Genomic DNA, 15854 nt, shown 5'->3' on the forward strand with positions numbered 1-15854 from the left:
TAAAATTATCGTTATTTTCCAAAAATAGCGCGATTTTGCTCTTAAACTAGGATAAATAGTATTTTTTTAAATAAAAAATCCTCTTTAATAGTTAATTACCTTAAAGAGGATTAAAATTTATTTATAAATATTTATTATTTGGCTAATGCAGCTTCTTTTTTAGTTGAAAAATCTACTTCAATTTGATTATTTAGAATATCATCAAAAGTTTCTCTTTTTCTAATTAAGTGAGCTTCTCCTTTATACCATAACACTTCGGCAGGACGAAAACGTGAATTATAATTACTTGCCATTGAAAAACAATAAGCACCAGCATTTTTAAAACATAGCACATCACCTTCGTTTATTTCATTAATACGTCGGTTATTTCCAAAAGTATCGGTTTCACATATATACCCAACAACAGTGTAAAAACGTTCGCGGCCTTTTGGGTTTGAAATGTTAATAATATCATGATGAGAACCATAAAACATAGGACGAATTAAATGGTTAAAACCCGAGTCTACTTGAGCGAAAACGGTAGAAGTGGTTTGTTTTACTGCATTTACTTTGGTTAAAAAATAACCAGACTCACTCACTAAAAACTTTCCAGGTTCAAAAGCAAGTGTTAAATCTTTACCGTATTCTTTACAAAACTCATTAAATCTAGAAGAAAGTTTTTTACCTAATTCTTCTATATTAGTTTCAATATCACCTAATTTATAAGGTACTTTAAAACCAGAACCAAAATCGATAAATTCTAGGTTTTTAAATTGTTTAGCAGTATCAAATAATATTTCACTAGCATATAAAAACACTTCAATATCTAAAATATCACTACCAGTATGCATGTGTATACCGTTAATGGTCATTTTAGTGTTTTCTACAATGCGTAAAATGTGTGGTATTTGATGAATTGAAATTCCAAATTTTGAATCAATATGACCTACAGATATGTTAGCATTTCCTCCAGCCATAACGTGTGGATTAATACGAATACATACAGGCACTTTTGGATGTTTTGTGCCAAATTGCTCTAATATGGATAAGTTGTCAATATTAATTTCAACACCTAAATTTGCAGCTTCTTCAATTTCGGATAATGATACACCATTAGGCGTAAAAATAATTTGATTAGGCTTAAAACCAGCAGCTAAACCTAATTGTACCTCTTGTATAGAAACTGTATCGATACCAGAACCTAAAGAGTTAAATAACTTTAAAACAGATATATTAGATAACGCTTTTACAGCGTAGTTAATCTTTAATTTTTTAACACTTTTAAAAGCATTAGTAAGTCTTTTATATTGAGATTCAATTTTTTCTGCGTCGTAAACGTAAATAGGACTGCCAAATTCTTGTGCAGTTTTTAGTAATTGATTTTCAGTCATAACATCCAATTTTTTGTCAAAGATATTTTTTTTAAGGATATGAAAAGTAAATTGATGAAAAATTTATACAAATTAAACATAAAGTTAATTATTTAACAATTATTATTTACTTTATAATTGTTGAAAGTTTTCATAATTAAATATTAGGGTAAGTAGTCGCTATTATTTACATTTGTCCTTCTTAAACTATTAAGCACATTATGAATTTACACGAATATCAAGGTAAAGAAATATTAAGCAGTTTTGGCGTACGTATCCAACGTGGTATAGTAGCACAAAATGCACAAGAAGCGGTTGCTGCTGCAAAACAATTAACAAGTGAAACAGGAACAAGTTGGCATGTTATAAAAGCACAAGTTCATGCAGGTGGTCGTGGTAAAGGTGGCGGAGTTAAGCTAGCTAAAAACCTTCAAGAAGTTGAAGAAATAGCTGGTAAAATTATAGGTATGGATTTAGTAACGCCTCAAACTTCTGCTCAAGGTAAGCGCGTGCACCAAGTATTAGTTGCCGAGGATGTATATTATCCGGGTGAAACTGAAACAAATGAATTTTACATGTCTGTATTATTAAATAGAGGTACAGGACGTAATATGATTATGTATTCTACTGAAGGTGGTATGGATATTGAGACTGTTGCAGAAGAAACACCTCATTTAATATTTACTGAAGAAATTGATCCAGCTGTTGGTTTAATGCCATTTCAAGCAAGACGAGTAGCTTTTAACTTAGGGTTATCTGGTTTAGCTTTTAAGGAAATGACAAAGTTTGTAGCAAATTTATATACAGCTTATGTAAAGTCTGATTCATCTTTATTTGAAATTAATCCTGTTTTAAAAACAAGTGATAATTTAATAATGGCTGTTGATGCTAAAGTAACTATTGATGATAATTCATTATTTAGACATAAAAACTATGTTGATTTGCGTGATGTACGTGAAGAAAGTGCTATTGAAGTTGAAGCAGGAGAACTTGGTTTAAATTATGTAGACCTTGATGGAAATGTTGGTTGTATGGTTAATGGCGCAGGTTTAGCAATGGCTACTATGGATTTAATTAAGCAAGCAGGTGGTGAGCCAGCAAACTTTTTAGATGTTGGTGGTACTGCGGATGCGGCTCGTGTTGAAGCAGCATTTAAAATTATATTAAAAGATCCAGCAGTTAAAGCTATTTTGATTAATATTTTTGGAGGTATTGTACGTTGTGATCGTGTAGCACAAGGTGTTATTGACGCTTACAAAAACATGGGAACTATTAATGTGCCAATTATTGTACGTTTACAAGGAACCAATGCAGATATAGCTAAAGAATTAATTGATAATTCTGGATTAGATGTAATGAGTGCTACAGAATTTCAAGAAGCAGCAGATAAAGTGCAACAAGTATTAGCATAATACTACTTCACACAATATAAATTAAAAAGAGCAACGTTAATCGTTGCTCTTTTTTTGTGTCTTTTTTTCTTCTTTCTTAGGCATAGGCCCACGTAGGTGAATCACTAAGCCGTTTAAAAAATTACGTAATATTTGATCACCACATTCTACGTATTTTGGATGATCCTCTTTTCTGAAAAAAGCACCAAGTTCACTTTTAGAAATTCTAAAATCAACAAGTTCTAAAATTTTCACAATATCATCGTCTCGAAGCTTTAAAGCAACACGTAATTTTTTTAAAATATCATTATTTGTCATATCTGTAATTTTAGAACTTTTTTAATACTGCATTTTATCGATTTTTATAAAAGCAGATTCTTTTTTAGCTTTTTTTTTATTTTTGTAAAGATACCCTAAATATTACTTTTTAATCATAAGAATTTTAAGCTTCCAATTTTGTTTTAAATAACTATAAATCAATTATTTATAATTTTGTTTTATAGAAAAATTTATTGATATTATAATGATGAAATGCATTTTTATTGGCTAAATAAAAAGCAGATAATGATAAAGTAATAAAAAACAACGACCAAATACGTTCTGTTTTTCGATAAGTTACATTATATCTACGATTATTAATTAACTGTTCTGCTTAACTTTATATTGTAATTAATTAATCCCTTGAAACATGGTTAATAGAGTAGAAAAATTGAGTCTTCTATCCGAAATGATTGCTTTTGCAAAGTATGATAAAGACATAAAGAGTATAGAGTACAACTTTTTGCTAGGAGTAGCAAAACAGCTAGAAATATCACGTGAAGATTTTGAGTATTTATTGGAGAACCCAGTTACATATACACATTTAAAATCTCATAGTGAACGTATAGTTCAGTTTCATAGATTAGTTTTATTAATGAATATTGAACAAGAATATGGTGGTGACAATAATTCGACAGGAGTTATTAAACTCTATAATTTCGGATTAAGAATGGGACTAAGTCACGAGTCTATAACAAAGGTGTTGTATTTAATGGAAAGTTTTCCAAACAAAATAGTACCACCAGATGTATTAATAGATATTTTTAAGACACAGTATAACTAAATAATAATATTATTTTGTCTCTCACGCATTTCTAAAAAGGAAGACTTTAAAGTGTTAATTTTTGAATTTAAGTAATGCAAAATTATAGAAAGCTAAAGATTTAAACCTTTAGCTTTTCTAGTTTATTTTGGTAGCCTTTAATCTCATCACGCAATTTTGCAGCAATTATAAAATCTAAAGCCTTAGCTGCTTCTTCCATAAGTTTTCTTTTTTCACGAATTTTCTTTTCTAACTCACCTTTACTTAAATATTCGCTTTCAGGTTCCGCAGCTTTTAAAGCTTCCAATTCATAACTATATGTACTCACCGAGTTTTTAGATAACGCATTATTCAAACTCTTATTTAATGCTTTTGGTTTTAAATTATGTTTGGTATTGTAAGCAATTTGCTTTTCGCGTCTGTAATTGGTTTCATCAATCGTTTTTTGCATGCTATTTGTAATTTTATCGGCATACATAATGGCTTTACCATTTAAGTGTCTGGCTGCTCTACCAACAGTTTGAGTAAGTGAACGAGCAGAACGTAAAAATCCTTCTTTATCAGCATCTAAAATAGCAACCAAAGATACTTCAGGTAAATCTAAACCTTCACGAAGTAAATTAACCCCAACCAAAACATCAAACAGACCTTTGCGTAAATCCTGCATAATTTCAACACGTTCTAGAGTATCAACATCACTATGTATATAACGGCATCGAATTTGAATTCTATCCAAATACTTGGTCAATTCTTCTGCCATTCTTTTAGTAAGTGTTGTTACAAGTGTTCTTTCGTCTTTCTCAATACGTTGATGTATTTCTTCAATTAAATCATCAATTTGATTTAAACTTGGTCGTACTTCAATAATAGGATCTAGTAATCCAGTAGGTCGAATAACTTGTTCTACATAAACACCATCTGTTTTTTGCAATTCATAATCGGCAGGTGTCGCACTTACGTAAATGACTTGATTTTGTAAGGCTTCAAATTCTTCAAACTTTAATGGTCTATTGTCCATGGCAGCTGGTAATCTAAAACCATATTCTACAAGATTTTCTTTTCTGCTTCTATCTCCGCCATACATGGCATGAACCTGTGAAATTGTAACATGACTTTCATCTACAACCATTAAATAATCATCTGGAAAATAATCTAATAAACAGAAAGGTCTTGTTCCCGGTTGTCTGCCATCAAGATATCTTGAGTAGTTTTCAATACCAGAGCAATAGCCTAATTCACGAATCATTTCTAAATCAAATTCTGTGCGTTCTTTTAATCGTTTTGCTTCTAAATGTTTACCTATTTCTTTAAAATAATCATGTTGTTTTACTAAATCGTCTTGTATTTCTTTAATAGCACCTTGAAGTACATCAGGCGATGTAACAAACATGTTTGCTGGATAAATATTCAACATATCATATTTCTCAATAACTTGATTGGTTTGAATATTAAAAGATTCCATATCTTCAATTTCATCTCCAAAAAAGTGAATGCGAAAAGCATCATCTGCATAACTTGGGAAAATATCAACAGTATCTCCTTTTATTCTGAAATTACCATGATTAAATTCACCTTCGGTTCTCGAATATAAACTTTGAACCAGTTGATGCAATAATTTGGTTCTCGATATAACTTGGTCGCGCTTTAAGGTAATAACGTTTTTTTGAAATTCAACAGGATTACCAATACCGTATAAACAAGAAACAGATGCAACTACTAAAACATCACGTCTACCAGAAAGAAGTGAAGAGGTTGTGCTTAAACGCATCTTCTCAATTTCTTCGTTAATAGATAAATCTTTTTCTATATAAACACCAGAAACTGGAATATAGGCTTCTGGTTGGTAATAATCGTAGTATGATACAAAATACTCAACCGCATTCTCTGGAAAAAACTGTTTAAACTCTGAGTATAATTGAGCTGCTAGTGTTTTATTATGAGCTAAAACTAAGGTTGGTTTTTGTACTTCTTCTATAACATTTGCTACTGTAAAGGTTTTGCCAGAACCCGTTACACCAAGTAAGGTTTGATATTTTTCGTTGGAATCTAAACCATTAACTAGCTGTTTAATTGCACTTGGTTGATCTCCTGTAGGCTTAAATTCTGATTCAATTTTGAATTTCATTTTACAAAATTACACAAAATAAGTGTGTTATCTTTTTAAAGCGAAATGTCCTTTATATAATAATCCGTTGGGTAGCGAAGCTGTGTACCAATAATCATCCGAAGCAAGTGATTTCCCAGTATAAGTACCATCCCAACCAGTTTCTGAGGTTGTGATAGTTTTTAATAATTTTCCGAAACGATTAAATATATTAATTTTAAAGTTTGAGTTGAAAGTTGTATTAGTTCCAATAGGTTTCCAGGTATCATTAAATCCATCATTATTAGGAGTGAAAAACTTTGGGAAGCCTAAAATAGTAATTTCCTTTTCTATAGTATCACAACCATTTTTATCTAATACATAAATGGTATGAAACCCAGAAGAAACATTTGCAAACGTATTACTATCATTAAAAATTGAATTATCTAAAGCAAATTGATATTCACCTTCCCCCGAAACGTTTATGGTGACTGTGTTATCTGTTGGAGCTTGTAGAATATCAATACTTTCAATTATTGCTAGATTTGAGTCATTAACAATAATATCTCTTGTTGCTAAACAACCATCTAAAAATGAAACATTTACTGTGTAAGTTCCAGATTGGTTAACTTCAATACTTGATGTGTTTTCATCCATTAAAGCATTGTTTAAAAACCATTCAAACGTTGGATTGCCAGAACCGTTTAAAAGACCAGAATCAATTGAAATGGTTTCAGGGTAATTATTTAAACAATATGATATATTTTCATTTGCTAAAAGCTGTGGTTTATTATTTACATTTAAAGTAATGGATGTAAAAAGCTCACAATAAATCACTTGTGCTTTTACGTAAATATCTTGAGAATATGGCACTGTATTTATATAGGAATCACTTAATTGATTGATATGATTTGCGGCATCTTCATAAGTACTATAAAATGTTATTTCTGCACCAGATGATACTTCAGGTTCGATTTGCACTCGTAAATCATTTAAATTAAAAGTTGCAAATCCATCATCATCATCATCATCATCATCATCATCATCATCGCAAGCTTCAAAAGATTTTACATTTGAAGTTGTATAGTTAGCTTCTAATGTTAAAGTTTCTATTACGGAGCAACCATATTGATTTTCAAGTTTCGCATAGATAATTTGTGAAGGTGTAGTATTAATAAAACTATTAGTGTTTGGAATTGGATTTGTATTTTGAATCGCATCATCTTCAGTTAAATAAAAATCGACAACATTTAGAGTTGGTAAATTTGAAGGAGTGAAAAATGGATCAGCCAAATGTAAATCGAAAAATGTTAACCCATCATTATCGTTATCACAGAGATTCAAATAACTAGGATTTGTAATAGGTTCTTCGGCATATTCTACTTTAATTTCACCATAAGAAATACAGCTATTTTCTAAATTAACTTCAACATTATAAATTCCCTCATCAATAACTGAATAATTTTCACTTATTTCTCCTAAAATTTCAGCACCATCTTTAAACCATTTATAAGTGCTATTGTCTGCTTGATAAGCATTAAGTGTAAAAATCTCATTTGAGCATACAGCATTGTTTGTAGAAATTAATCTATCAGGACCTAAATCTGTACTTAATTTAAAACTACCTGCCTCTAAAAAAACAGCCGAATCATAGCGGTAGTTTTGCTCATCTGCGATTACCAGTTTTACATGATAAGTTTCATTAGGTTCTGTATTAGCAGTTGCAGTTAAAACAGCCGTTTGCCCATTAAAATTAATTGGAGCAGATGCATTATTCCAGCTACCAAAATAAGTATTATTTTCTGCAGCACAACCATTAGGTATATTTGGGTGAACAGTTGTAACTTTTACTGGTGTTTGAGTATTGGGAATGAGTGCGATATTTGTGTACTGTGTATCGTTAACATTGCGAATTAAAAACCCGAATAAATCTGAATATTGACATGTATTTGGATTGTTTTCTTGGTATTCTTCTGAAGCAAAAAGATATCTAAAACTTATAAAATTAGCTGTTGAAGTAAACTCGAATTCAATAATTGTAGCATTAATGGTATTATTCTGATTTAAAGCATTTTCTAAATCGTTATCTCCATTCCAATTTGAAGCATCATCATCACTTAAAGTTGTATTTGGGCCTTCAACATTACTTAATCGACCTGTGCTTAAAACAATTCCGCTTTGAAAAGGAAACGTTGAACCAGAAGCATCAAAATATCCATAACTTTGCTCAGAACCTCCAAAGTTTCCACCAATAACATTAGTTACAATAACATTTTCAATACAATTACTATCAATTAAAACATCCTCAATAAGTTGTTGAGGAGAATATGTTTGGCTATCAACTTCTATGTTTTGAGAAAAAATTTGTGGACTAAAAATAAATAGAAAAAAGTAAATGTAATATTTCATAAACCGATTAATGTAAAAGCAAAAATAGGGGTTTAAGTTAATATTTAAAGAATCTTATCTCTTTAATGCAAAATGACCTTTAAGATCAAAAGAGTTGCCATCTTGTATCACTTTAGCAATAAACCAATAATCATCAGAAGGCATATTTTGTCCGTTAAAAGTTCCATCCCAACCTATAGAAGTATATGGTAAAGTTTTTAGAAGTTTTCCATATCTATTATAAATAAAAACAACAGTTCCAGGAAGTTGATTTATACCAATTATATGCCAAGTATCAGAATAACTATCACTATTAGGGGTAAAGAATTTAGGAGCATCAATAACGACAACATCTGTTGTAACATCTTTACATCCATTTAAATCTCTTATTGTAATCATATGAATACCAAATGTTACATTTTCAAAAACATTAGAGGTTTGTGGTTCACCATCATCTATTATAAAAACATAATCACCTATTCCGTTAATATCAACTGTTATACTGTTTGGGTCCGCAAAATCTACAGTAGTAGTAAAGTTTATGTTGGCTTCTTCAGACTCTATAACACTAAAAGATTTTGTGTTAGAGCAATCATTTGATGTAGGGTTTGGAGTAGTTGCAGTGACCCAATAATCACCAATTTGTGATGGATCATCTAATTGAATTTGAACTGTTGATTCTCCTGTAGACCATAAATAAGTATCGTTAGGATTACCTGTATAAGCATCTATAATTAAAGGTAAATCATTGTTACACAATGGGACTATATCATCTATTGGTATTATAGGTAGTGCGTTTACGTAGGTTGTGAATTGTGAAATACCATAGCATCCAGTATTATTGTTTTCTAATCTTGCAAAAATTATATCTCCATTAAAAGCAGAATAAACAGTTGGTAAAGGATTGGTTGCAGTATTGGCATTATTAATATCATTATAATAGGTAACGGTGAAATTTGTTGGACTTAGTAAGCCTAAAACAGGATTATTTTGCATGGATAAATCGAAATCCAAAAAGCCATCAAAATCATCATCGCAGTCAATTAAATCTGGAGGAGTATTTGGTGTTGGGTTTTTGTTTATTTGTAAATTGAAAGATGATGTTATATAACAACCTGTTGAAATATGAAAAATTCTTATATAAATAACATGATTATTTGATGTATAATTATATGTGTTATTTAAAGGTGCTACATTATTTTCAGCATCGTTATAAGTGCTATGATAAGTTATGTTTACCAGAGAAACATCATCAATAATTATTGAGTTTACCAAAGATAAGTCGAAGGTATTAGTATCATTATCGCAAATATCTATTGTTCCTACATTATTAATTGGGGGAGGTAAATTAACAATAAGCTCTAAATCTAGAACGGTATAACAGCCTGTTAAAGTGTTAGCAATTTTAATATATATGGTTTTAGAATTTGAATTAAAATTTGTTGGATCTGGAATTTCATTAGTATTATCTAAACCATCGTTTTCGTTAATATCTGCTATGTTTTCAAAATAATTTACAATAAGATTACTTTGAACTCTGTCTAAAATTTGAAAATCGGCAGTGGTTAAATCAAAAGTAGTAATACCATCATAATCTGCATCACAATTAATTAAAGGTTCTGAAACTTGAGTGACATCTGGACTTGCAATAATATTAATCCCTAATTCTTCAACAACATAACATAAAGAATCATCACTTTCAATTCTAATATATAAACTTTGCGGATTGGTAGCATTTGTATAGCTTAAAGGTAATGGGTTTGTATTGTTGCCAGCTTCATTTCGCGTTAAATGAAAAGAAATATTAAGCATATCTAGAGAGCCTTGAGATATTTCTGTAATTTTTTCACTTAAATCAAAAACATTTTTACCATCATTACTATCATCATCGCATACTAAATAATCTATCACAGGATTATAAACGGGGTCTGGTGAAACTAGTAAGATAAACGAGTCATTACCAAAACAAGTTGGGTCGGTAATATTTTCAACACGTACATAAATGGTTTGTGGACTTGTTGTGTTTTGAAATAAATTATTTTTATCAATGGGGATAGTGTAAGCGCTATCTTCAAAATAAAAAACTTCTTTACCTGTTTGACCATTTAATATTTCTGCATCTTTATCGACTAATAAAAAATCAGCAAAAGTATCTCCATCATCTTCACATACTTGAAAATCTGCTATAGTTGGAAATACAGGTAAAGTATTTATTATAGCTTCAAAAGAGACAATTGAATAACAATTTGTATTGCTTATATTGTCTTCTACGCGAACATATATGGTTTGTGTATTAGTGTTATAAGCATCTCTTTGTGAGACAGGAATTATATTTGTATCTGCATCGGCATCTTCAAAAGAGGTGAAAAAATCAATATCCACTCCAGTTGTACTTGATACAATTTCTAAAATTTTATTATTAAGGTTTACTGTATAAAAACCATCTTGATTATCATCACAAATAATAATATCTGTTGGTTGTGTTGTTGTTGGAGCAACAAATATTTCGATTTGAAAGGGGTTTACTGTTGCACATCCTGAATTAACACTTTCAACACGGGCATAAAGCGTTTCTATAGAATTAGTATTAGTATAAAAAGGAGGTAACTGATTATTGGTGTTGTTGATTTCAGCATCTGTTTGATCAAGAAAATAAGTTACTGTAAAATTAGTGTTTCCGCTTGTTACAATTTCATCTATTGATGCTAAATCTATACTGGTTATACCATCGTCATCATCATCACAATATGGTATTGGATCAATCGGACTAAATAATAGTATAGGATTTACTAGTAATGTTATTTCTGTGTTTTCAAGACACTCACCATCTTCAATTCTAATGTATAGAGTTTGTGGGCTTGTTGCAATATATAATTGTGATTTATCTAATGCATTGACATTGTTGTTTCTATCGTCCTCGTCTTCAAAAAATGTAACGTTAATAGGGTTTGGTAAATCATTTGCAATAAAAAGCTCAACCGTATTTAGATTGAATGCTAAAGAGTCTGTTATATCTTCATTATCATCACAAAGCGCAAAATCACCAGTATCCGTTCCAGTTAATAATAGGTTGGTGTGAATTTCAAAAGGGATTATAGAAAAACAACCAGTTGAGTCATCTACAATTCTTAAATAAAGGATTGAAGAACCAGGTTCTATAACTGCGTTTGTGTATTGATAATTAGTTTCGTTAGCAATTACATTATCACCCGTTTCGGCATCTGTATAACTTACATGAAATGTAGTTGAAACACCTGTTAAGCCAGAAAGAATTTCATTAATGACTTCGGTTAAATCAAAACTTGCATTACCATCTAAATCTCTATCACAGGCATCAATATACTGTGTATCTCTATTAACTACCGGACTAACAGTCGTATTTACATTTAGAGTTGTTGTATTAACACAGCCTGTTGTAGTATCAACTACTCTAACATATATTAAATCTGATGGAGTATTTGTATTAATGTAAGGTGATGGTATGGGGTTGTCGCCAGTACTTACATCAAAAGAGTTGTAGTGATAACTAACCATAAGGTTATTATTCCCAGCTATGATTTCGCTGTCTTTTTGTGTTAAGTCTATTATTGCAAAACCATCAGGAGTATCATCTCCATCACAGACATTCAAACTGGTGGGCGTTACTATATTAGGAACAGGATTAACAATTAGATTAAAGGTAGTATATGAAAAACAATTGCTGTCATCATCATCTATTCTTACGTATATTGTTTGTGGATTTACAGTATTTGTAATTGGTGTTGTTATAGGATTTAAATTATTTCTTGCATCAGCATCAGATAAATGATAACTATAATCATAATTTGTAAAAGGTATATTGTTTTCTAATTCGGTGTTTTTTGTGCTGAGGTCAAATGTTTCTACAGCATCGCTGCTTGTGTCATCACATAATTCATAATCGGTTATTGAGTTTATAGGTTCTTCTGTATTAAGAACAACAATAATTTCATCTTGTTCAACGCAATTTATACCATTTACAGGCACAGAAACTTCTACTCTATAAGTACCACTTAGCACTGCATTTAAAGTAGGATTTATGGCCCCAGTAATTAAAGTTCCATCTAAATACCAAGCATAAGATGCAATAGGATTTTCAATATCGGCATTTAAAGTTGCAAAAGCAGCACAAGTGGCAATGTCTTCACCTAAATCTAAATTTTTAAAACTATCTCCCTCTATAAAAACTGCTGAGTCAAAAGTTCCATCGGTTTGATCTGCAATTATTAATTTAATATGATATGTAACATTTGGAACTATGCTTCCTGAGGCTGATAATACTGTTGTTCTTCCATTATAATTTGTGTCACCAACATTATAGCCATCAAAATACTGATCGTTTTGTGCCGCACATACACCAAAAATTTCGTCATGTATAGTATTGGTGTTTACAGGTGTTGATGTGCCTGGAACTAATGCAATGTTTTGATAAGGGTTTGTTGTACCGGCTTCTTTAATAAGAAAAACAAAACCATCAGAAAATTGGCAAGGGTTAATACCAAAATATTCCTCTGATGCTAATAAATAATTAAATTGAAATTGATTTGAAATTGATATAAAATCGAATTCTATAGATGTTGCATTTACCGTATTTGTTATGCCTAATGCAGTTTCTAAATCTGGATCTGTACCCCATGCCGTTGAGCCTTCACTTAGCGTTGGAGTCCTAAGAGCATTTCCGCCAGAGCCAGCACTACCAGTAGATAACATAATGCCTTTTTCAAAAGGAAAATTTGAACTTGCTCTTTCAAAATAGGCATAACTTGGAAATCCACTAGAACTACCATTAATTGAAGAGCTTATATTTGATATGTCTCCACAGCCATTAACTAGATTGTTTTCTATAAGAGGTTGTAAACCTACAGTATCATCTACAGAAATTTGTTGAGAAAAAACAGAATTACTACTGCAAACGAGTATAAATAAGATGTAGTAAATAAATCTCATATATTGTAGGTTTTTCTCTTTGGGTTTTCTTGACAAATATAACTCTTTGTATACTAGTCATATTTTAAAGAAAAGTATATTTTTTTAAGGAAAGCACAAAAATAATAGGTGGAAATGCATTTTAATTAGTTTTTATGTTTAATATTTAAGTGTGAAATGGTTTTTAAATATTCTGCCATCTTGCAGTTTTACTGAAAACCAATAATCATCAGATGGAAGTTTTTCACCATTGAATAATCCATTCCAACCGTCACCTAAAGGATTCAATTCTTTTATTAATTTGCCAAGTCTATTAAAAATTTGAATTTTAGTATTTGGTTGAAACATTTCTGATACACCAGATACTTGCCAAGTATCATGTATTCCATCATTATTTGGTGTAAAATATTTAGGAAATCCAATTACTGAAACTTGATCATTTACAGTACCACAATCATTTTTTATATCTTTTACAAAAACTGAATAAATACCAGGAGACACATTTTCAAATACATTACTTTCTTGATAAGGATTTACAATCATATTAGTATTATCAACAAGTGTGTATTCATAAATTCCTTCACCAGAAACAAGAACAGTAATGCTGTTATTTTGAGAGGCATCTATAATATTAATTTCCTCAAAAGTTGCTATGTTTGAGGCTTCAATAGTTATAGTTCTCTCTTTAGAACAACCGTTGGCATTAGTAACAGTGACAATGTAATTCCCAGTTTTATTTATTTGAATTTGATAAGTGTTTTCTCCATTAGACCAATTGTAAGTATAATTGCTTGACGAATCGTTTATTATAGCTGCATCAATAGGGATGGTATTAGGAAACTCATTAAGACAATAATACATTAAGTCTTCTGTAATAATATCTGGTAATTCATCAACAGTAAGCACAACTTCGCTTATTCCATAGCAGTTATTAGTGTTTTCAACACGAGCGTAAATAGTTTGGGAATAGGGAATAGTATTGGTAAACGATGTTCCTAAATTATTTTGTTCTAAAAGCGCATCATCATAAGTTTCATAATATGCTATATTTAAACCTGCAGGAAGCCCGTTAGTTACTATACCATCAGCATCATTTAAATTAAATAAATAAAATCCATCTTCAACACCATCATCATCACATGCGGCTGGTAAAATAGCATCGTTAGAGTCTGTAACGCTAACATTTAAAGTTAACTCAGCATAACTAATACAATTGGTATTATTGTTAATAACTTCAACATAAATAATTTGTGGGTTACTAGTATTACTATATGAATCTCCATTTATTTCACTAGTTCTTGCAGGGTTAGTATAGAATTTGGTAGTTCTATCAGCAATACCACCAGTTAAATCATCATGAGCTTCGTTTAAATTAAATGTCGTAATACCATCAATTAATCCATCTTCATCACATTGTAATAGAGTGTGATTGAAAGCTTCGGGTGTTGGGTTTGTTACTAAATTTAAGGTTGTAATACTTTTGCAGTCTGGATTTAAAACATCTTCAATTCTTACATAAATTTCTTCATTAAAGGCAATATTATTATAATATGAATTTGGAAGTGGTGCAGTTTTGTTTTCTGCATTTGTTTGATTTGCATAATATGAGATATTAAAATCTGATGGGTTTTGCCCATTTAAAATTTCATTATTTTTAGTGGATAGGTCAAATATAATTTGTCCATTTTTATCATCGCTATCATCTAAATTATCACATAGAATAAAATTTGAGGGAGGTGTAAAATCTGGTCCAATATTTACGCTTAAATCAAAATTGGTTAATTCAAAGCAACCTGTTGTATTATTAGTTATTCGGGCATAAATAATTTGCGGGTTTTTAATATTTGTATATGGCGAATTGAGTTCTTTTATTCCAATATTAGCATCACTAGCAGACTCATGATAGGTTACAGAAACATCAGTTTGAGAACCAATAATAGATGTTGTATTATCTGTTAGATTAAAGCTTGTGAATTCATCTGTAAATGGTGCACTCACATCACAACTTTCTAAATTTAATGGAGTTCCTATTTTGGTTGATTGATCTGTTGGAGGATCAGAAAATTGAGCACTACCTGTCCATTCTAAGCTAAAAGGACTATTGCCAATTGGTCTATCAATTACAATAAAGTATGTTTCGCCAGCTTGAACATCAAGCCATCTAACAAAGCTGTCACCAGCAGAACCTGGCCCTTCAGATGTGTCAGAAGATGAGCTATTCATACCGGTTAAATTATTTCCTTGATTTGCGGCACTAGGATTGGTTGATGAACATCTAATAGCTTGTCCTATGTTGCCACAAGTAGCGTTTGGACCAAAGACGAAAAAATCATAGTCTTCAGTTATATTAGTACTTTGGGGTGTAAGAGTAAAGCCTAAGGTTCCATTTGTTACTGTTGTAACTTTAAGCCAAACACTATTACTTTCTCCTAAACTGCCTCCTCCAAATCCACAGACATTCGTGCCATTTAATTCTTGGTTTCCGAAACCATTTACATCTAAGTTGATATCTGAATTTCCGCAAGCAATAATAGCTTCTATACAATCATTTTGTGTAAAACAAAAGTTTGAATAAAAGATAATTACAATTAGAAGTGATTTTAGTACTAATTTCAACA

At 30.7% G+C, this 15854-nt stretch carries 8 protein-coding genes; 2 read left to right on the plus strand and 6 right to left on the minus strand.

Going from position 1 to position 15854, the window contains the following annotated elements; translation table 11 throughout:
• Positions 1–134: 134 nt before the first annotated feature.
• Positions 135–1370 (minus strand): diaminopimelate decarboxylase, encoded by a 1236-nt coding sequence (gene lysA, locus BT151_RS14640; RefSeq protein WP_072403073.1) that lies wholly within the window; start codon positions 1368–1370, stop codon positions 135–137.
• A 200-nt stretch (positions 1371–1570) separates the two neighbouring features.
• Between lysA and sucC the strand changes: the two genes are divergently transcribed.
• The gene (gene sucC, locus BT151_RS14645) at positions 1571–2761 is read left to right on the plus strand and encodes an ADP-forming succinate--CoA ligase subunit beta (protein WP_072403074.1); all 1191 of its coding nucleotides are present in this window, start codon (positions 1571–1573) and stop codon (positions 2759–2761) included.
• 36 nt (positions 2762–2797) lie between these two features.
• Here the strand turns inward: sucC and BT151_RS14650 are convergent, their stop codons facing one another.
• The gene (locus tag BT151_RS14650) at positions 2798–3058 is read right to left on the minus strand and encodes a DUF1456 family protein (protein ID WP_072403075.1); all 261 of its coding nucleotides are present in this window, start codon (positions 3056–3058) and stop codon (positions 2798–2800) included.
• Between the two features lie 370 nt (positions 3059–3428).
• Between BT151_RS14650 and BT151_RS14655 the strand changes: the two genes are divergently transcribed.
• Positions 3429–3842 carry a hypothetical protein gene (locus BT151_RS14655; protein ID WP_072403076.1) on the plus strand — a complete coding sequence of 138 codons (414 nt, stop codon included), beginning with the start codon at positions 3429–3431 and terminating at the stop codon, positions 3840–3842.
• A gap of 100 nt (positions 3843–3942) precedes the next feature.
• Here BT151_RS14655 and uvrB read toward each other — a convergent pair whose 3' ends face one another.
• The 4 genes from uvrB to BT151_RS14675 form a co-directional block, all read right to left on the minus strand.
• The gene (gene uvrB, locus BT151_RS14660) at positions 3943–5946 is read right to left on the minus strand and encodes an excinuclease ABC subunit UvrB (protein ID WP_072403077.1); all 2004 of its coding nucleotides are present in this window, start codon (positions 5944–5946) and stop codon (positions 3943–3945) included.
• A 27-nt stretch (positions 5947–5973) separates the two neighbouring features.
• Positions 5974–8313: a T9SS type B sorting domain-containing protein gene (locus tag BT151_RS14665; RefSeq protein WP_072403078.1), complete on the minus strand. Its 2340-nt coding sequence runs from the start codon at positions 8311–8313 to the stop codon at positions 5974–5976.
• A 54-nt stretch (positions 8314–8367) separates the two neighbouring features.
• The gene (locus tag BT151_RS14670; protein WP_072403079.1) at positions 8368–13257 is read right to left on the minus strand and encodes a T9SS type B sorting domain-containing protein; all 4890 of its coding nucleotides are present in this window, start codon (positions 13255–13257) and stop codon (positions 8368–8370) included.
• A 138-nt stretch (positions 13258–13395) separates the two neighbouring features.
• Complete coding sequence (locus BT151_RS14675) at positions 13396–15852, minus strand: T9SS type B sorting domain-containing protein (protein WP_245794867.1); 2457 nt, start codon at positions 15850–15852, stop codon at positions 13396–13398.
• Positions 15853–15854: the final 2 nt, after the last annotated feature.

The organism is Flaviramulus basaltis, assembly GCF_900114265.1.
GTDB classification, from domain to species: Bacteria; Bacteroidota; Bacteroidia; order Flavobacteriales; family Flavobacteriaceae; genus Flaviramulus; species Flaviramulus basaltis.

Bases quoted from the DNA above. Each gene is read 5' to 3' on its own strand.
- BT151_RS14665 (WP_072403078.1), bottom strand. From the start codon at position 8,313: ATGAAATATTACATTTACTTTTTTCTATTTATTTTTAGTCCACAAATT.
- BT151_RS14655 (WP_072403076.1), top strand. From the start codon at position 3,429: ATGGTTAATAGAGTAGAAAAATTGAGTCTTCTATCCGAAATGATTGCT.
- BT151_RS14650 (WP_072403075.1), bottom strand. From the start codon at position 3,058: ATGACAAATAATGATATTTTAAAAAAATTACGTGTTGCTTTAAAGCTT.
- sucC (WP_072403074.1), top strand. From the start codon at position 1,571: ATGAATTTACACGAATATCAAGGTAAAGAAATATTAAGCAGTTTTGGC.
- BT151_RS14670 (WP_072403079.1), bottom strand. From the start codon at position 13,257: ATGAGATTTATTTACTACATCTTATTTATACTCGTTTGCAGTAGTAAT.
- lysA (WP_072403073.1), bottom strand. From the start codon at position 1,370: ATGACTGAAAATCAATTACTAAAAACTGCACAAGAATTTGGCAGTCCT.
- uvrB (WP_072403077.1), bottom strand. From the start codon at position 5,946: ATGAAATTCAAAATTGAATCAGAATTTAAGCCTACAGGAGATCAACCA.